The sequence below is a fragment of the Streptomyces triticisoli genome, from assembly GCF_003270085.1.
Classification (GTDB): Bacteria; Actinomycetota; Actinomycetes; order Streptomycetales; family Streptomycetaceae; genus Streptomyces; species Streptomyces triticisoli.
The window spans coordinates 1-18581 of the sequence record NZ_QFDQ01000172.1 but is presented as its reverse complement, the minus strand read 5'-3'; the positions used below and the strand labels follow the sequence as shown (position 1 = coordinate 18581).

Annotated in this window: 18 protein-coding genes; 5 read left to right on the top strand and 13 right to left on the bottom strand. The window is 71.1% G+C overall.

Translation table 11 applies throughout. The annotated features are described in order from the left end of the window. The first annotated feature begins 16 nt into the window (after window positions 1-16). Both DEP02_RS23005 and DEP02_RS23000 read left to right on the top strand, forming a co-directional pair. Window positions 17-598, top strand: a complete 582-nt coding sequence (locus DEP02_RS23005) for a VanZ family protein (RefSeq protein WP_112469594.1) — start codon at window positions 17-19, stop codon at window positions 596-598. A 63-nt stretch (window positions 599-661) separates the two neighbouring features. Further along, complete coding sequence (locus DEP02_RS23000) at window positions 662-862, top strand: PspC domain-containing protein (RefSeq protein WP_112469593.1); 201 nt, start codon at window positions 662-664, stop codon at window positions 860-862. Between the two features lie 86 nt (window positions 863-948). On the opposite strand, the gene DEP02_RS22995 is transcribed toward DEP02_RS23000, so the two are convergent. Together DEP02_RS22995 and DEP02_RS22990 are read right to left on the bottom strand one after the other, a co-directional pair. Next, entirely contained in the window at window positions 949-1308 is a 360-nt protein-coding gene (locus DEP02_RS22995; protein WP_112469592.1) for an ATP-binding protein, read from the bottom strand. A 128-nt stretch (window positions 1309-1436) separates the two neighbouring features. After that, window positions 1437-2600, bottom strand: a complete 1164-nt coding sequence (locus DEP02_RS22990; RefSeq protein ID WP_112469591.1) for an adenosine deaminase — start codon at window positions 2598-2600, stop codon at window positions 1437-1439. A gap of 114 nt (window positions 2601-2714) precedes the next feature. Here DEP02_RS22990 and DEP02_RS22985 point away from each other — a divergent pair, with 114 nt between their 5' ends. Beyond that, window positions 2715-3476, top strand: coding sequence for an alpha/beta hydrolase (locus DEP02_RS22985; RefSeq protein ID WP_112469590.1), 762 nt, complete (start codon window positions 2715-2717; stop codon window positions 3474-3476). A 41-nt stretch (window positions 3477-3517) separates the two neighbouring features. Here the strand turns inward: DEP02_RS22985 and DEP02_RS22980 are convergent, their stop codons facing one another. Continuing rightward, window positions 3518-4471 (bottom strand): LysR family transcriptional regulator, encoded by a 954-nt coding sequence (locus DEP02_RS22980; RefSeq protein WP_112469589.1) that lies wholly within the window; start codon window positions 4469-4471, stop codon window positions 3518-3520. 63 nt (window positions 4472-4534) lie between these two features. On the opposite strand from DEP02_RS22980, the gene DEP02_RS22975 reads away from it, so the two are divergent. Then, window positions 4535-5821 (top strand): MFS transporter, encoded by a 1287-nt coding sequence (locus DEP02_RS22975; RefSeq protein WP_112469588.1) that lies wholly within the window; start codon window positions 4535-4537, stop codon window positions 5819-5821. 121 nt (window positions 5822-5942) lie between these two features. Continuing rightward, a complete protein-coding gene (locus DEP02_RS22970) occupies window positions 5943-6959 on the top strand; it encodes a sigma-70 family RNA polymerase sigma factor (RefSeq protein ID WP_112469587.1) in 1017 nt (338 codons plus the stop codon). On the opposite strand, the gene DEP02_RS22965 is transcribed toward DEP02_RS22970, so the two are convergent. From DEP02_RS22965 to DEP02_RS22920, 10 genes are all read right to left on the bottom strand, one after another. After that, window positions 6843-7229, bottom strand: coding sequence for an STAS domain-containing protein (locus DEP02_RS22965; protein ID WP_117434531.1), 387 nt, complete (start codon window positions 7227-7229; stop codon window positions 6843-6845). The genes DEP02_RS22970 and DEP02_RS22965 overlap by 117 nt on opposite strands. 57 nt (window positions 7230-7286) lie before the next feature. Next, entirely contained in the window at window positions 7287-8564 is a 1278-nt protein-coding gene (locus tag DEP02_RS22960; protein WP_198668546.1) for a thymidine phosphorylase, read from the bottom strand. An 84-nt stretch (window positions 8565-8648) separates the two neighbouring features. Beyond that, window positions 8649-9089 carry a cytidine deaminase gene (locus DEP02_RS22955; protein WP_112469585.1) on the bottom strand — a complete coding sequence of 147 codons (441 nt, stop codon included), beginning with the start codon at window positions 9087-9089 and terminating at the stop codon, window positions 8649-8651. After that, window positions 9086-10348, bottom strand: coding sequence for an ABC transporter permease (locus DEP02_RS22950; protein WP_112469584.1), 1263 nt, complete (start codon window positions 10346-10348; stop codon window positions 9086-9088). Before DEP02_RS22950 ends, DEP02_RS22955 begins: the two co-directional genes overlap by 4 nt. Next, window positions 10345-11475, bottom strand: coding sequence for an ABC transporter permease (locus DEP02_RS22945; protein ID WP_112469583.1), 1131 nt, complete (start codon window positions 11473-11475; stop codon window positions 10345-10347). Before DEP02_RS22945 ends, DEP02_RS22950 begins: the two co-directional genes overlap by 4 nt. After that, window positions 11472-13028 (bottom strand): ABC transporter ATP-binding protein, encoded by a 1557-nt coding sequence (locus DEP02_RS22940; RefSeq protein ID WP_232839243.1) that lies wholly within the window; start codon window positions 13026-13028, stop codon window positions 11472-11474. Before DEP02_RS22940 ends, DEP02_RS22945 begins: the two co-directional genes overlap by 4 nt. A gap of 276 nt (window positions 13029-13304) precedes the next feature. Then, on the bottom strand, window positions 13305-14357 hold the full coding sequence (locus DEP02_RS22935; protein ID WP_112469581.1) for a BMP family lipoprotein: 1053 nt from the start codon (window positions 14355-14357) through the stop codon (window positions 13305-13307). 225 nt (window positions 14358-14582) lie between these two features. After that, the gene (locus DEP02_RS22930; protein WP_112469580.1) at window positions 14583-15611 is read right to left on the bottom strand and encodes a BMP family lipoprotein; all 1029 of its coding nucleotides are present in this window, start codon (window positions 15609-15611) and stop codon (window positions 14583-14585) included. A 275-nt stretch (window positions 15612-15886) separates the two neighbouring features. Beyond that, window positions 15887-17131, bottom strand: coding sequence for a M20 family metallopeptidase (locus DEP02_RS22925; RefSeq protein ID WP_112469579.1), 1245 nt, complete (start codon window positions 17129-17131; stop codon window positions 15887-15889). Between the two features lie 378 nt (window positions 17132-17509). Next, the coding region (locus DEP02_RS22920) for a hypothetical protein (RefSeq protein WP_232839242.1) at window positions 17510-18581 on the bottom strand (1072 nt) is incomplete at its 5' end.

Sequence of the window (18581 nt, the reverse complement as noted above, 5' to 3'; positions counted from 1 at the left end):
GCGCGTCTAGGGGAACGTGCAGCGTCAAGGCTCCATCGGCGGCAGCGCCGCGATCCACGTCCGTGTGACAGGGGGTGTCCTCCTTGTCACCCATCTCGCGCTCGTCGCCTGGCTCACGCTGCGTCCACTGGACGTCCCCTGGGTGACACCGCCCAACCTGCGCCCGTTCGCCACCATCCGCGCCGACCTGGACCTGGGCCGGCTCGAGGCGGCCCGGCGCATCGGCGAGGGGCTCGCGCTGCTCGCTCCGCTGGGTGTCCTGCTGCCGATGGCCCACGGCAGGCTCCGTGTCTCCCCGGTTGCCTCCCTGATCCGTACGCTGGCCGCCGGCGCCTTGATCTCGCTGGGCATAGCGCTGCTGCAGACCGGCGTGCCCGGCCGGGTCGTGGACGTGGACACCCTGCTGCTCAACACCGTGGGAGTGGCCCTCGCCCACCTCGTGATCGTCCCCGCGGGCCGCTCCCACCTCCGCCACAGGGCCGAACGCCGGGACCAGTCGGCCGTACGCCAGGAGGATCCGCCTCAGGGCCGCACCCCGACGATTCCCAGGGTCGGCCTCGCCCCGTGGGGCGACGCTTTGCCTCCTTCATCTCCATAACGTGGTCATGGGACGGGGCAGCCGACGAGGAGGCCCCGCACTACGACTCATGGAGGAGTTCGGATGACCGCCCTTGCCCGCCCCACCCACGGCCGCATGATCGGCGGAGTGTGCGCCGCGCTGGCTCGGCGCTTCGGTACCTCCGCGACGACGATGCGCGTGCTCTTCCTGCTCTCCTGCCTGCTGCCGGGTCCGCAGTTCCTGGTGTACATCGCACTGTGGGTCCTGCTGCCCTCGGAGGACAGGGCCGGTTCGGCCTGGTAGATCCGTTCGGACCGTGAAACGCCGTCGGGGCGCACCCTGAAGCAAGGGGTGCGCCCCGACCGTGATGATGTCCCGATATGGCCGACTCAGCCCAGCGGCACACCGTTCACCGGCACACCGTGCGTCGGCAGCCCCTGCACCGGCAGCCCGCCGAGCAGGCCGGTGACCGGCTTGGCCGGGCCCTTCCCGAGCTTCTTTGCGACCGGCTTCTTGGCGGTGAGTCCCTTCTTGACCGTGGGATTGGCCTGGTTCAGTGCCTTGCCGGTCTCCGGCAGCGTCTTGCTGACGTTCTCCGTCGGGAGCGCCTTGCTGACGGAGCCGACGGAGCCGAGGACCTGGCCCGCGTCCGGGGCGGCCGGCACGGCGTTCGCGGCGCCCGCGCCGGCGGCGGCGAAAGCGGCACCGAGGGCGGCGACACCGAGGGTCTTGGCGGCAGACTGCTTCATGAAAATGCGTCCTTGAATGGAAGACGGGGAACTGAGCGGTCCAAGACCGTAAACATGCCGAGCCACCCGCCGCAAACACGGAAATGCGGACGGATGGTGAAGACCGCTCGCTCCCCCGCCCTCCTCGGTCAGCCCTCCGATCCCACAGAACCGCTGGTGAACGCGGCCCCCCTGAACAGCCATTCGGATTTCAGCGCCGCATATCCGGGCTTGATCACGTCATTGATCATCGCCAGTCGTTCATCGAAAGGAATGAACGCTGATTTCATCGCATTGACGGAGAACCACTGCATGTCGTCGAGCGTGTAACCGAACACCTCGACAAGGTTCTCGAATTCCCGGCTCATGCTGGTGTGGGACATGAGCCGGTTGTCCGTGTTGACCGTGACGCGGAACAGCAGCCGCCGCAGCAGTCCGATCGGATGCTCGGCGTACGACGGCGCCGCGCCGGTCTGGAGGTTGGAGCTGGGGCACATCTCCAGCGGGATGCGCTTGTCGCGGACGTAGGAGGCCAGCCGTCCGAGTTCGACCGTGCCGTCCTCGTGCACCTGGATGTCGTCGATGATGCGTACCCCGTGCCCGAGCCGGTCGGCGCCGCACCACTGCAGGGCCTGCCAGATGGAGGGCAGGCCGAAGGCCTCGCCGGCGTGGATCGTGAAGTGGTTGTTCTCCCGCTTCAGGTACTCGAAGGCGTCCAGGTGCCGGGTGGGCGGGTAACCGGCCTCCGCGCCCGCGATGTCGAAGCCGACGACGCCCGTGTCCCGGTAGCGGTTGGCGAGTTCGGCGATCTCCAGGGAGCGGGCCGCGTGCCGCATGGCGGTGAGCAGGGCGCCGACGCGGATCCGGTGCCCGGCCGCGAGCGCGGACCGCTCCCCCTCCCGGAAGCCCTCGTTGACGGCCTCGACGACCTCCTCCAGGCTCAGCCCGCCCTCCAGGTGCTGCTCGGGGGCGTAGCGCACCTCGGCGTAGACGACGCCGTCCGCGGCGAGGTCCTCGGCGCACTCGCGGGCGACCCGGACGAGGGCGTCGCGGGTCTGCATGACACCGACGGTGTGCGAGAAGGTCTCCAAGTATCGTTCGAGGGAACCGGAGTCGGCGGCCTCCCGGAACCACAGGCCGAGCTTTTCCGGGTCGGTCTCGGGGAGTTGGGTGTACCCGGCGTCGCGGGCGAGTTCGACGACCGTGGCCGGGCGGAGCCCGCCGTCGAGGTGGTCGTGCAGCAGAACCTTGGGCGCCCGGCGGATCTGGTCCGAGCTCGGGGTGTTCCCCGTGTGGGCAGTCTGGCTCGTCATTTCCGCACTCTAACTCCTACGCGCGTAGATCGTCCCCTGTACACATCCGTCGATATGTAACGGTGACCGCCCGGACGGGTGGCGTACACCGGTGCTTCTGACACTGTTGCTGTCATGACAGAGCAGGCGACGCCGGTTCGCACGGCCCGGCTGGGGAGGACGTTCGGCCCGGAGCCGGCGGCGGTGGGCGGGGCGGTGCTGCTGCTCCCGGGCGGCCAGGAGGTGTCCGGTCGCAGGCCCTCTCCGGTGACGGCGGCCGCCCCGGTGCGCGGGCTGGGGCGCCGGCTGGCCCGGCTGGGGCGCGACGAGGGCCTGGCCGTCCACGTGGTGCACTACCGCTACCGCGGCTGGAACGGCGGCGAGGCGCACCTGGCCCGCGATGCCGCGTGGGCCGTCGAGGAGGCCGTACGGCGCTACGGGGACGTGCCGGTGTGCCTCGCCGGTCTCGGCATGGGCGGCCGGGCCGCGCTGCACGCGGGCGGGCACGAGACCGTCGACTCCGTGGTGGCGATCGCCCCTTGGCTGCCCGGGGACGACGTGGCGGCCTCGTCCGAACCGGTGAAGCAGCTCGTCGGGCGCCGGGTGCTGATCGTGCACGGCACGAACGACGAGCGGGCCGATCCCGAGCGGTCGTTCCGGTTCGCGGAGCGGGCGAAGAAGGTGAACCGGGACGTGTGCCGGTTCGAAGTCCACTCCGACGGGCACGGGTTGCGGCAGTACCGGGACGAGGTCGTCGCGCTCGCCTCGGACTTCGTCATGGGCACGTTGTTCGGGCGGGTGTTCTCACGGCCGGTCCAGGACGCGCTCGCGGCTCCGCCGCCGCTGGGCTTGCGGATGCCGCTGGCGGCGGGGTTCGGCAGGACGTTGCGGCGGTAGGGGACGTCCCCGCCCAGGCCGGGAGCAGGAGATGTCCCCGCTCAGGTGTGGAGCAGCCTGCCTCGTTTCGACAGCAGGAACTTCTTGAACGCCGCCACCGGCGGTGTGTCCGGGTGGCCCTCCAGCCAGGCCACGCCGATCTCCCGGACCGCGCGCGGGGCCGTCACCGTCAGTTCGACGACGCCCGGGCGGGGGACGGCCGGCGGGGGCAGCAGGGCGACCCCGAGGCCCGCCGCGACCAGGCCCCGCAGCGTCTCGGCCTCCTCCCCCTCGAAGGCGACGCGCGGCTTGAAGCCGGCCTCGCGGCACAGGTCGTCGGTGATGCGGCGCAGGCCGTAGCCGGGTTCCAGGGTCACGAAGGTCTCGTCGGCGGCCTCGGCCAGGCGGATGCGGCGGCGGGCGGCGAGGCGGTGGTCGGCGGGGACGACCAGGCGCAGCTTCTGCTCGTCCAGGCGGCGGGCCACGAGGTCGGGCGCGTCCGGCACGGGAGACGTCAGGCACAGGTCGAGCTCGCCGGCCCGCAGCCGCTCCAGCATGGCCTCGCCGTAGTTCTGGACGAGGCTGAAGCGGACGCGGGGGTGGTCGGCGCGGAAGGCGTGGATGAGACCGGGCACGGTCTCGGCGCCCATGGTGTGCAGGAAGCCGAAGGCGACCTTGCCGGTGGCCGGGTCGGCGTCGGCGCGCACCTCGTCGGCGGCGCGCTCGATCTCGGCGAGGGCGCGTTCGACGGAGGCGAGGAAGGTGCGGCCCGCGGGGGTCAGGGAGACGGTGCGGCCCCGGCGGGCGAAGAGGTCGACGCCGAGGTCCGCCTCGAGCCGGGCCATGGCCCGCGACAGCGTGGACTGCGGGACCTGCATCTCCTGCGCGGCACGGGTGACGTGCTCGGTGCGGGCCACGCCGGCGAAGTGCGCGAGGCGTGGCGCGAGCAGCGCGACGATGTCTTCTGTGTCACCGGTCTGTGACAGGCGCCCCTGTGACCTCTGCTGATGCACCATGGGAACAATTATGTCAAGTCCGTGCATTGGACGGATGAGTGCGGGTGTTCCTACGGTCGCAGCATGACTTCCGCTCATACCGGGGCGTCCACCACCGTGGACGCCCTCACCTCGGTCCCCGGCCCCCTCCACGTCTCCGACTCCCGCATGGCCCCGGGCGGCCCCGGCTACCGCCGGATGAACCTGGCCCTCTTCCTCGCCGGTGTCGCGACCTTCGCGCTGCTGTACTCCACGCAGGCCCTGCTGCCGCTGATCTCCGGCGAGTTCCGGGTGGCGGCGGGCGATGCGAGCTGGACGGTGGCGGCGGCGACCGGCGGTCTGGCGCTCTTCGTCCTTCCGATGAGCGTGCTGTCGGAACGTTTCGGCAGGCGTACGGTCATGACGGCCTCGCTGGCGGTCGCGGTGACCGTCGGGCTGCTGGTGCCCTTCGCTCCGTCGCTGGGCGTGCTGGTGGTGCTGCGGGCGCTGCAGGGTGCCGCGCTGGCGGGTCTGCCGGCGTCGGCGCAGGCATATCTGGCGGAGGAGGTCCGGCCCAGGGCGCTGGTCACGGCGATCGGCCTGTTCGTGGCGGGCAACAGCGTGGGCGGCATGAGCGGCCGGGTCATCACCGGCTGGGTGGCCCAGGAGTGGGGCTGGCGGGTCGCCGTCGGGGTGATCGGTGCGATCGCGGTGGGGTGTGCGGTGGCGTTCCGCCTGCTGCTGCCGGCACCGAAGCACTTCACGGCGGGCTCGCTGCGCCCGTGCGTGCTGACCCGTACGGTCCGCGACCACCTCGCCGACCCGCTGCTGCGCCGCCTGTACGCGATCGGCGCGCTGTTCATGACGGTGTTCGGCGGCGTCTACACGGTGATCGGCTACCGCCTGACCGAGGCCCCCTTCTCCCTGCCCCAGGGCATCGTCGGCTCGATCTTCCTGGTGTACCTGGTGGGTACGGTCTCGGCGTCGACCGCGGGCCGGCTGGTGGGCCGGCTGGGCCGCAGGGGTGCCCTGTACCTGGCGGGCGCCACGACGACGGCGGGGCTGCTGCTGTCCCTGCCGGACTCGGTCGCGCCGACGCTGCTGGGCCTGGTCCTGATCACGGCGGGCTTCTTCGCCGGGCACGCGGTCGCCTCCTCGGCGGTCAGCAAGGCGGCCACCCACGGCCGCGCCCAGGCCTCGGCGCTCTACCAGTCCGCCTACTACATCGGCTCCAGCGTGGGCAGCACGGTGGGCGCGATGGCCTTCCACACCGAGGGCTGGGCGGGCACGGTCGGGGTCGGGCTGCTGGCGGTGCTGGGCGTGGTGACGATCACGGTGCTCGGTACGCGGGCGGCGCGCGTGGCGGCACGGCGGGCGCCGGTGCTGGCGTAGACGCCACCTGACCTGCTGGTTCTTCCTGTCCGGGGGCCGTTGTCAGTGCCCTGCGGTAGCTTCCGAAGTGCTGGGCGTGACGACGCGCACCGGACGGGACGGCCACAGGGGTGGGTGGACGATGGGAAACGGTACGGCGACGGCGACGGGCCTCGACGAGCAGTTGGAGGGGTACCGGGTCGAGCTGACGGGATACTGCTACCGGATGCTCGGCTCGTCCTTCGAGGCGGAGGACGCGGTCCAGGACACCCTGGTGCGCGCCTGGCGGAGCCACGACAGGTTCGAGGGGCGCTCCAGTCTGCGCTCCTGGCTCTACCGCATCGCGACGAACGTCTGCCTGGACATGCTGACGGCGGGCAGCAAGCGCGCCCGGCCGATGGACCTGACCGAGTCCACGCCGCTGGCCCGTGCGGCGCTGTCCCCGCGCCCGGACCACACGTGGCTGGAGCCGATGCCGGACGCCCGGGTGCTGCCGGCGGTCGAGGACCCGGCGGAGGCGGCGGTCGCCAAGGAGTCGGTGCGGCTGGCCTTCATGGCGGCCCTGCAGCGGCTGCCGCCCAGACAGCGGGCGGTGCTGATCCTGCGCGAGGTGCTGGTCTGGAGGGCGAGCGAGGTCGCCGAGCTGCTGGGCACGTCGGTCGCCTCGGTCAACAGCGCGCTGCAACGGGCGCGTGCCACGCTCGCCGAGCGGAGCGACCGGGGCGCCGACGCGGCCGTGTCGGACCCGCTGGACGAGGAGCAGCAGCGGCTCCTGGAGCGCTATGTGAAGGCGTTCGAGGGGTACGACATGACGGCGCTGACCGCGCTGCTGCACGAGGACGCGGTGATGACGATGCCGCCGTTCGACCTGTGGCTGACGGGTTCGGCGGACATCACGGGCTTCATGACCACGCTGGGCACCGCCTGCGCGGGCTCCCGGCTGCTGCCGGTGCGGGCCAACGGGCTGCCGGGCTTCGCCCAGTACAAGCCGGATCCGGACGAGGGCGGCTTCACTCCGTGGGCCGTTCAGGTCCTGGAGATATCAGGGGGCCGGATCACCGGGTTCCACTGCTTCCTCGACACCCGGCGCTGGTTCCCCCTGTTCGGGCTGCCGCTCCGCCTCGATGGAGAGACCGACCAGGTCCAGCAGAGCGCCTAGCCCCGGGTCGGGGTCACGCAGCCGTATCCGGCCCCCGGCCCGCCGGGCGGCGAGTTGCAGCCGCGCCAGCAGTTCGACGACACCGAGTCCCGGCGGCCCCAGCCCGCCCACATCGCACACCACGACCCCGGCCCGGGTGCCCTCCAGCAGCCCCCGTACGTCCTCGCACAGCCCCGCCACCTCGTCCCGGGTGACGGGGCCGGCGAGCACGAGCACGGCGGGTGTCCTGGCGTCCACGGTCTGCAGACCGCCGGCCCGGGCGCAACTCATCGCACAGTCGGGCGTGGAGCGCCGTGACGCCGGCGGGCCTCCGGCCGCGGGCACTGGTCAGGCGATGCGTTCCAGCACCACCGGCGAGGCGGTGAAGTCCGTGCCGGCCGGCGCGATGTCGTACGAGCCCTCGACCGCCTGGAGTGCGTACTCGAAGCGCTCGGGGGTGTCGGTGTGGAGGGTCAGGAGGGGCTGGCCCTCCGTCACCCGGTCGCCGGGCTTGGCGTGGAGTTCGACGCCTGCCGCCGCCTGGACCACGTCTTCCTTGCGGGCGCGTCCGGCGCCGAGGCGCCAGGCGGTGACGCCGATGCCGTAGGCGTCGAGGCGGGTCAGGACGCCGGAGGACGGAGCCTTGATCACGTGCTGTTCGCGGGAGGTGGGCAGGGGAGCGTCGGGGTCGCCGCCCTGGGCGCTGATCATGCGGCGCCAGACGTCCATCGCCGAGCCGTCGGCCAGGGCCTTGGCGGGGTCGGCGTCCTTCAGGCCGGCCGCGTCCAGCATCTCGCGGGCGAGGGCCAGGGTCAGTTCGACCACGTCCGCCGGGCCGCCGCCGGCCAGGACCTCGACCGACTCGCGGACCTCCAGCGCGTTGCCCGCCGTCAGGCCGAGCGGGGTCGACATGTCCGTCACGAGCGCGACCGTCCGCACTCCGTGGTCGGTGCCCAGGCCGACCATGGTGGACGCCAGTTCACGGGCGTCCACCATCGTCTTCATGAAGGCGCCGGTGCCGACCTTCACGTCCAGGACCAGCGAGCCGGTGCCCTCCGCGATCTTCTTGGACATGATGGAGGAGGCGATCAGCGGGATCGCCTCGACCGTGCCGGTCACGTCGCGCAGGGCGTACAGCTTCCGGTCGGCGGGCGCCAGGCCGTCGCCCGCCGCGCAGATCACCGCGCCGACGCCGTCCAGCACGGACAGCATCTCCTCGTTGGACAGCAGTGCCCGCCAGCCGGGGATGGCCTCCAGCTTGTCCAGCGTGCCGCCGGTGTGGCCGAGGCCGCGGCCGGACAGCTGCGGGACGGCGGCACCGCACGCGGCGACCAGCGGGGCCAGCGGCAGCGTGATCTTGTCGCCGACGCCGCCCGTGGAGTGCTTGTCCGCGGTGGGGCGGGACAGCGAGGAGAAGTCCATGCGCTCGCCGGAGTCGATCATCGCGGCGGTCCAGCGGGCGATCTCGCCGCGGTTCATGCCGTTGAGCAGGATGGCCATCGCGAGCGCGGACATCTGCTCGTCGGCGACCTCCCCGCGGGTGTACGCGTCGATCACCCAGTCGATCTGCTCGTCGCTGAGCTCGCCGCGGTCCCGCTTGGTGCGGATGACGGAGATGGCGTCCATGGCCATGGGTCGGGTTCCTTCCGGGGTGCGAAGGGGGGAGCGGCCCCCCTGAGCCTGAACAGGCCCAGGGGGGCCGCCCGGGACTTACTTGGTGAGGTGCTCCGGCCCGAAGGCCTGCGGCAGCATCTGCGACAGCGGCAGGATCCCCGCCGGCGTCTCCAGCAGCAGCTCCGGTCCGCCGAACTCGTACAGCAGCTGCCGACAGCGCCCGCACGGCACGAGGATGTCGCCGTTGCCGTCCACGCAGGTGAAGTGGGTCAGCCGCCCGCCGCCGCTGTTGTGCAGCTGGGAGACCAGCCCGCACTCGGCGCACAGGCCGAGCCCGTAGGAGGCGTTCTCGACGTTGCAGCCGGTGACGGTCCGGCCGTCGTCGACCAGGGCGGCGACGCCGACCGGGTAGTTCGAGTAGGGGACGTAGGCGCGCGACATCGCCGCGCGCGCCTCCTCCCGCAGCGCCGCCCAGTCGACCGTCGTGGCGTCCGGGGCGTCCGGGGTGTCCGGGGTGTCCGGGGTGTCCGGGGTCACTTGCCCTGTCCCTTCCGGTACGGCTGACCGTTCGCCTTCGGCATCCGCAGGTGCTGTGCCGACAGGGACAGCACCAGCAGGGTGACGACGTACGGCGTCGCGGTCACGACCTGCTTGGGCACCTCGTTGGTGCCGAGGTACCAGGCGAACATCAGCGCCGAGATCACGGCGGTGACGACGGCGGGCACGAACTTCTTCTTCCACACCAGGTATGCCACACCGAACACCAGCAGGATCGCCAGCAGCAGGATCAGCGCGTGCACGTTGTGGGTGCCGCCGCGCAGGTTCAGGCTGTCGGTGTAACCGAACAGGCCGGCGCCGAGGGCGAGACCGCCCGGCATCCAGTTGCCGAAGATCATCGCGGCGAGACCGATGTAGCCGCGGCCGGCGGTCTGGCCGTCGAGGTAGACGTTCGAGGCCACGAGGGACAGGAAGGCGCCGCCCAGGCCCGCGAAGCCACCGGAGATGATCACGGCCAGGTACTTGTACTTGTAGACGTTGACGCCGAGCGACTCGGCGGCCACCGGGTTCTCACCGCAGGAGCGCAGCCGCAGCCCGAAGGCGGTGCGCCACAGCACCCACCAGGACAGCGGTACGAGGGCGACGGCGATGACGGTCAGCGGCGACAGGTCGGTGATCAGTCCGCCGAGCAGGCCGGCGACGTCGGAGACCAGGAACCAGTGCTTGGTGTTGAGCGTGTGCAGCCAGTCGGACAGGCCGGGCACGGAGAAGCTGCCCAGCGACTCGATCGGCGGGGACTGCTTGGAGGAGCCCTGCGGGGCGTGCTCGAAGGTGAACTTCGACAGGTAGCGGCAGGTGCCGAGGGCCAGGATGTTGATGGCCACACCGGAGACGATGTGGTTGACGTTGAACGTCACCGTGGCGATGGCGTGCAGCACCGCGCCGAGCGCGCCGCCGACGATGCCGAAGACGATGCCGCTCCACGGGCCCCACTGGTAACCGGCCCAGGCGCCGAACCAGGTGCCGAGGATCATCATGCCCTCGAGGCCGATGTTGATCACACCGGCCCGTTCGGCCCACAGGCCGCCGAGGCCCGCGAGGCCGATGGGGACGGCCAGGCGCAGCGCGGTGGACATCTGGCCGGTCGAGGTGATGCCGTCCGCGCCGGTGATCAGGCGGACGATCGAGGTCAGGACCAGTACGCCCGCGATGATCAGCAGGAGTACGGGGAGGGAGACACGGCGGCCGCCCCTGCCGGGCTGCTTGGCCTGCGGCTTGGCGATGGTCGCGGTGGTCATCGGGCCGCCACCTCATTCTTCTCGGAGTTGTTCTGGGCGGCGGCCACGGCGAGCTCCAGGCCGACCTGCTTCTGCTGGCGGCGCAGACCCCACTGGCGTACGGCCTCGTAGGAGATGACGACCGCGAAGACGATCAGGCCCTGCATGATCGTGGCGATCTCCTTCTCGTACGCGACCGGGGTGGCGTAGTCGAGGGCGGGAGAGGCCTTGTCGAGGAAGGCGACCAGGAGGGCGGCGAAGGCGATGCCGACCGGGTTGTTTCGGCCGAGCAGGGCGATGGTGATGCCGGTGAAGCCGAGGCCGGTCGGGAAGCTCAGGCTGTAGGTGTGGGCGTCGCCGAGCAGCAGCGGCAGGCCGGACAGGCCCGCGATGCCGCCGGAGATCAGCATGGCGGTGAGCACCATTTTCCTGGCGTCGACGCCGGAGGCCGCGGCGGCGGTCTCGGACCCGCCGGTGGCGCGCAGGTCGAAGCCGAAGCGGGTGCGGTTGAGGACGATCCAGTAGACGACGCCCATGGCGGCGGCGAGGAAGACCAGGCCGTAGATCTCGCCGACGTCCGCGCCGAGGTCGATGCCGGGGACCCAGCCGGACTCCTTCATGATGCCGGTCGTCATGTTGTTGCCGACCTGCACGCCCCACATGTCCTTCAGGGTGAGGTAGCCGATGAGGCTGGTGGCGATGGCGTTGAGCATGATCGTGGAGACGACCTCGCTGACGCCCCGGGTGACCTTCAGCGCGCCCGCGATGCCGGCCCAGAAGGCACCGGTGAACATGCCGACGAGCAGCAGCAGGGGTATCTGCAGGAAGGACGGCAGGGCGAGGTGGGCGCCGACGACGGCGGTCATCATCGCGGCGAGCCGGTACTGGCCGTCGACGCCGATGTTGAACAGGTTCATGCGGAAGCCGACGGCCACCGCGAGCGCCGCCAGGTAGTACATCGATGCCTGGTTGATGATGAGCACCTGGACGTCGGAGAACGACGCCTGCTCCAGCATCAGCGTGTACGGCTCGATCGGGCTCTTGCCCGAGGCGATCAGCACGACCGAGGTCAGCAGGATCGCCGCGACGAGCGCGATGACCGGGCCGGCCACTGCGAGGAGCACCCGCTCCTTGTCGAACTTCTTCATCGGGCCTCGTCCTCCGGACCGGCGTCTGCGTCGTTTTCTGGGGCGGTCTCTGCGGGTTCCAGGTGGCCGGACGCGGCACCCGTCATGGCCGAGCCCAGTTCCTCGGGGGTGACGGTGGCCGGGTCGGCGTCGGCGACCAGCCGGCCGTTGTAGATCACCCGCAGGGTGTCGGACAGGCCGATCAGCTCGTCGAGGTCGGCGGAGATCAGCAGCACGGCCAGGCCCTCGCGGCGGGCCTCACGGATGTGGTCCCAGATCGCGGCCTGGGCGCCGACGTCCACACCGCGGGTGGGGTGGGCGGCGATCAGGAACTTCGGCCGGTGGCTCATCTCGCGGCCGACGATCAGCTTCTGCTGGTTGCCGCCGGACAGGGAGGCGGCGGTGACGTCGATGCCGGGGGTGCGGACGTCGTACTCCTCGACGATCCGGCGGGTGTCCTCCTGGGCGCCCTTGGGGTCGAGCCAGAAGCCCTTGGCGTTGGGGCGTTCGGTGACGTGGCCGAGGATGCGGTTCTCCCACAGCGGGGCTTCCAGCAGGAGGCCGTGGCGGTGGCGGTCCTCGGGGATGTAGCCGATGCCGGACTCGCGGCGGCGGCGGGTGGGCCAGGGGGTGATGTCCTCGTCCCCGAGGGTGATCGTGCCGGAGTCGGCGGACTTCAGGCCGATGAGCGCCTCGATCAGCTCCGTCTGGCCGTTGCCCTCGACGCCGGCGAGGCCCAGGACCTCGCCGGCGTGGAGGGTGAAGCTGATGTCGTCGAGGACGGCGCGGCCGCCCTCCGCCTGGAGGCGCAGCCCGTCGACGGTGAGGACCGGGCGGTCGGTGACCGTGGACTCGGAGGTCTCCGGGGTGGGCAGTTCGCTGCCGACCATCATCTCCGCGAGCCGGCGCGAGGTGATCTCGGCGGGGACGACCGTGCCCACGGTGGTGCCGCGGCGTATGACGGTGATCTCGTCGGCGACCGACAGGACCTCGCCCAGCTTGTGGGAGATGAAGATGACGGACAGGCCCTCGGCCTTCAGTTCGCGCAGGTTGTCGAAGAGCGCGTCGACCTCCTGCGGGACGAGTACGGCGGTCGGCTCGTCGAGGATGAGGGTACGGGCACCGCGGTAGAGGACCTTGAGGATCTCCACGCGCTGGCGGTCGGCGACGCCGAGGTTCTCGACCAGGACGTCCGGGCGGACGCCGAGGCCGTAGCGGTCGGAGATCTCCCTGATCTTCTTGCGGGCGCCGCCGCCGATGCCGTACAGCTTCTCGCTGCCGAGGACGACGTTCTCCAGCACGGTGAGGTTGTCGGCCAGCATGAAGTGCTGGTGGACCATGCCGATGCCACGGGCGATGGCGGCGGCGGGGCTGCCGAAGCTCACCTGCTCGCCGTCGACCGCGATGGTGCCCTCGTCCGGCTTCTGCATGCCGTAGAGGATCTTCATCAGGGTGGACTTGCCGGCGCCGTTCTCGCCGACGAGGGCGTGCACGGTGCCCTTGCGGACGGCCAGGTGGATGTCGTGGTTGGCGACGACTCCGGGGAATCGTTTGGTGATGCCCGTGAGCTCCACCGCGGTGGTCGACCGAGCGGTGGGCGGAGGGCTGCTGGACGCGTCGATGGCGCACTCTCCTCAAGGAAATGGGCCGCCGCTCTACGCGCGTAGCGCCCCTGCTTTACATAGTGCCCGGACCTGATCGATCTTGGTTCACTCCCGATCCGTTCCGAGCATTCTGCCGTGCGAACGGGGTGCGGGTCCTCATGCGTACCGCACCCCGTTCCGCGACCGTGACGCCGCCGCCGCGGCGTCCTTTCCGGTCGTGCCTACGGCCGGTCCACGACCGTCCGGTCAGGAGTCCTTGACCTTGATCGAGCCGTTCTTGATGCCTTCCTCGGCCTTCTTCAGGGCGGCCTGCAGGTCGGCGTCGTTCTTGAAGACCGGGTTGGAGTCGGCGAGGCTCACGCCACCGTTGGCGAGGGAGCCGCGGATCTCGCCGGACAGCGGCTTGCCGTCCTTGACCGACTTGGCGAGGTCGTAGACCGTGCCCGAGACGTTCTTCAGGGCGGAGGTCAGGATGTGGTCCTTGTACTTCGCCAGGGAACTCTGCGCGTACTGGTCGGAGTCGACACCGATCGCCCACACCTTGTGCTCGGCGGCGGCCTTGATGACACCCTGACCGGACAGACCGGCCGCGTGGTAGACGACGTCGGCGCCGGCGTCGATCTGGCCGTTCGCGGCGTTCTCGCCCTTGTCGGGGCTGGAGAAGCCGCCCTCGTCCGCGGTCTGCGTCAGGTACTGCTTCTCGATCTTGATCTTCGGGTTGACCGACTGGGCACCCTGGACGAAGCCCGCCTCGAACTTGCGGATCAGCGGGATGTCCACACCGCCGATGAAGCCGATGTGGTTCTTCTTGGTGGCCTTGGCCGCGGCGACACCCGCGAGGTAGGAGGCCTCCTCCTCGTGGAAGACCAGGGTGGCGATGTTGTCGCCCTTGGCCTGCTCGTCGTCGACGATGCCGAAGGTGGTCTTCGGGAACTTGGGGGCGACTTCCGCGATGGCCGACGCGTAGACGTAGCCGACACCGATCACCGGGTTGTAGCCCTGCTTGGCCAGCGTCTCCAGGCGCTGCACCTTGTCGGCGTCCGACTCGCCGTCCTGCGGCTCGACGTCCCGGCCACCGATGCCGAGCTCCTTCTCGGCCTTCTGCAGACCGGCGTACGCCGCGTCGTTGAAGGACTGGTCACCCCGGCCGCCGATGTCGTAGGCGAGACCGATGCCCTTGCCCTTGCCGTCGGAGGACGCGTTGGAGGAACTGGTCGAACTGCTGCCACAGGCGGAAACACTGACGGCGAGGGCCGCGGTCGCAATGCCTGCAACCGCGATACGGGACACCCGGCGCATGGAACGAGACTCCTTTGTGCAAGCGCCCATACCAGGCGCTGGTTCCGCCGCAGCGTAACGCGCGTAGACCAGACGTAAAACCCCTTCTGTCCCCCTGTTATCGACCTGTGGCCACATCCTCGGCCGCCCTCACGGACAGCAGTACGCCCCTCGCACAAGGCGAGGGGCGTACGGGTGGGCTGGTCCTCGGCGGGCGTACGACGTCCCGGCGGGACCGGACGGCGGCTACTTGGTGTCGACGGTGACCTTGCCGTCGATGATGTCCTGCTTGGCCTGGTCGACGGCGGCGACGACGTCCTTCATCGCCTGGTACCTGGGGTTGGAGTCGGCGAAGCCCACGCCGCCCGACTCCAGGTCGCCGCGCACCTCACCGCTCAGCGGCTTGCCCTCGACGACGGACTTGGTCAGCTCGTACACCGCACCGCCGACGTTCTTCAGTGCCGAACCGAGGATCCAGTCCTTGTACTGGGACAGGGAGCTCTGCTTGTACTGGTCGGAGTCGACGCCGATCGCCCACACCTTGTGCTCGGCCGCGGTCTGGATGACGCCCTGGCCGGACAGGCCGGCCGCGTGGTAGATGACGTCCGCGCCCGCCTCGATCTGGCCGTTGGCCGCGTCCTTGCCCTTGTCGGGGCTGGAGAAGCCGCCCTCCTGCGGGGTCTGCGTCAGGTACTGCTTCTCGATCTTGATCTTCGGGTTGACCGACTGGGCGCCCTGGACGAAGCCCGCCTCGAACTTGTGGATGAGCGGGATGTCCACACCGCCGATGAAGCCGATGCGGTTCTTCTTGGTGGCCTTGGCCGCCGCGACACCCGCCAGGTACGAGGCCTGCTCCTCGTGGAAGACCAGGTCGGCCACGTTGTCGGCCTTGACCGACTCGTCGTCGACGATGCCGAAGGTCGTCTTCGGGAACTTGGCCGAGACCTCCTCGACCGCGGGGCCGTAGACGAAGCCGACCCCGATGATCGGGTTGTAGCCGGCCTTGGCGAGCTGTTCGAGGCGCTGCACCTTGTCGGCGTTGGACTCGCTGTCGTTCGGCTCGACGTCCAGGCCGCCGATCTTGAACTCCTTGTCGGCCTGCTGGAAGCCGGCGTACGCCGCGTCGTTGAAGGACTGGTCGCCCCGGCCGCCGATGTCGTAGGCGAGCCCGATGCCCTTGCCCGAGTACTTCTCGGACGAGGCGGAACTGCCGGTCGACTCGTTGCTGGACTTGCCGCACCCGGCGGCCGCGAGTGCGACGACCGCTACGGTCACCGCGGCTTGGGAGAACCTGGTCCTGGAGGAGATCAAACGCACAGCAAGCACCCCTTCTTGCCCACGGCGCCGTCGCCGGCCCGCAGCCCCATGAGCCGCCTCTGGTGGCGATTCCGGCGCACATTAACGCGCGTAGAAGTGGAGGGGAACGGGATTTCCCACCGCCGTTACCGAACCGTGCCGACAGCGGGTGGCCCTGAGGCGACCCGAGGACGGGCGGGTGACACAACCGGACGAAGGGGCACCGAACGGGGTGCCCCTCCGCCGGTGGCCGCTCAGCGCGTCGGGTGCAGCAGGGCGGCGGCGGTGAACAGCTCCACGCCCACCCTGATGGCGGACTCGTCGGCGTCGAAGTCCCCCTGGTGCAGGTCGCGCACGGTCCGCTCGCCCGGGGTACGCACCCCGAGACGGGCCATCGCACCGGGCACCTGCTCCAGGTACCAGGAGAAGTCCTCGCCGCCGAGGCTCTGTGCGGTGTCCTCGACCGAGGACGTGCCGCGCCGGGCGACCATGGCGTCGCGCAGCAGTTCGGTCGCCCCCGGTTCGTTGACGACCGGCGGCACCCCGCGCACGTAGTTGATCTCGGACTTGGCCTTGTGCAGGTTGGCGATCTCGTCGATCGCGGCGACCACGATGTCGGGGGCCTGCCGCCAGGCGTGGATGTCCAGGCAGCGGACGGTTCCGGCGAGTTCGGCGTGCTGCGGGATGACGTTCGGGGCGTGCCCGGACTCGATCCGGCCCCAGGTCACGGCGAGCCCGGAGCGGGTGTCGACCCGGCGGCCGACGAGCGCGGGCACGTCGGTGACGACCCGGGCGGCGGCGGTGACCAGGTCCGTCGTCAGATGCGGCCGTGCGGTGTGCCCGCCGGGGCCCTCCAGCTGGATCTCCAGCCGGTCGCAGGCGGAGGTGATGGGTCCCTGGCGCAGCCCGATCCGGCCGGCGTCGACCCGGGGGTCGCAGTGCACGGCGACGATCCGGCTGATGCCGTCCAGCGCCCCGCTCTTGATCACCTCGGCGGCACCGCCGGGCAGCACTTCCTCGGCGGGCTGGAAGATCAGCCGCACGGGCCGGGGAAGCAGCCCCTGCCGGTGCAGGTCGGCGAGCACCAGCCCGGCGCCGAGTACGACGGTGGTGTGCACGTCGTGCCCGCAGGCGTGGGCGCGGTCGGGGACGGTGGAGCGGTACGAGCACTCACTCTTGGTGTCGGGGATGGGGAGGGCGTCGATGTCGGCGCGCAGGGCGAGCCGGCCCGGGCCGCCGCCCGGTCCCCCGGGGTCCGCACCGATGTCACAGACGAGCCCGGTCCCGGTCGGAAGCACCCGCGGCGCGAGCCCGGCCTTCTCCAGCCGTTCCTTGATCGCGGCGGTGGTGCGGAACTCCTGGTTGCCGAGCTCCGGGTGCATGTGCAGGTCGCGCCGGAACGCGACGAGCTCGGCGTACAGCGCCTCCGGCAGGATGCCGGGAAGGGCGGCGTCCACCGTGGCATCAGCGGGGAGATCGGCCTCGGACTCTGGGGACATCAGCTGTTTCACCCTTTGAAGGGTAGGACGCCGAGGTGGTCGACTGACCCTCGATCAACAAAAGTTCAACCCGTCAGGGGAAGAAAAACTGGTCGCCCGGCGCATGGGTGTCGGCTGGGGTGGGTAAACTCGCCCGTTTTGGCCGGCCGAGCGGATCACGGAATCCCTGGGGTGCGGCACGCGCCACACCCCTGGCACCCGCCCCTTTTGTGCTTTTCTCCACGCATACCACGCCCCGCTCGAACCACGCCCGCGTTGTTCACCTGTCGGACGGACATCCGTGCCGATTCGCACTGATCCGCCTTGGCCCGTGGTGGTCCGCAGTAGTCCGTGGTGGTCCATGGTGGTCCATGGTGGTCCGTGCCCCGGCGGACGCTGTCAGCCGGCCGGGACCGTCCGGGCGAGGCGGTGCACGCCGCGGGCCGTGCCCGTCACCCCGGACAGGAAGCCCTGGGCCCACGGGGAGGCGTGCGCGGTCAGCCAACTCGGGTCGATGTCGCAGACGGTGACGCGGACGCCGGTGCCGGCCAGGGCCGGCGGCAGGGTGTGGACGACGGTGGAGGGGAAGCTGAGGACCGTACGGCCGATCGGACCGCGCCGGGCGACCAGCTCCAGCGGGAGCTCGGGGCGGACGACCTCCAGACCCGTCTCCACCGCCAGCCGGTGGAGTTTCCCGGCGCTCTCGCGCCGGTGGGCGAAGTAGCGGGTGACCCCGTGGGCCCCGGCCAGCCCCCGTACGGCGGCCAGGTACCGGTCGGCGTCGACCACGCCCGTCTCCACCAGGGACGTACCCACCAGGTCGGCGCCCTCGGTGACGCGGGGCGGGCCGAAGCGGGCGCGGGTCCAGGCGAAGCGGTTCCCGGTGACGGTCACACCGTCCGGGACCTCGTCGACCGGCATGGCCGAGAACACCTCCACCCGGCGCTCCCCGCCCGGGGTCAGCCGGCGCCGGGCCGCGGCCGACACCGGGCCGAGGAGAAGGTCCCGCGGGCCGCGGCGGCCCCCCTTGCGGTGCCAGCGCACCAGCCGCTCCCCGCGGGCGAGCTGGGCGACGAACTCCATCGTCGCCGTGCCGTCGTCCACGACGACGAGGTCCCGAGCCCTGGTGATCGTCAGCAACAGCTGGACGTACCGCGAGAACGGATCGCCCATCACCACCCGGTCCGCCCGCCGCAGCAGCGGGGTGAGCCCGCCGATGGTCCGCACCGGCGCCCCCGCCCCGCCCCGCGCCTCCTCCCACCGCACCTCGTGCCCCTCGTCGCGCGCCAGTTCGGCCATCCGCCGCAGCTGACCGCGGCTCATCGGGTCGGTCGGCGACAGCACGACGAGAGTGATCCCGGAGCGCTCCGGGGCTTCCCCGGGCCGGCCGCCCCTTCCGGACCCACCGGGCGCACCGGGCGAGCCCGGCGGCCGGGACGTGGCGTCGGGGCCGGGCCGGGCCGCCGGGAGC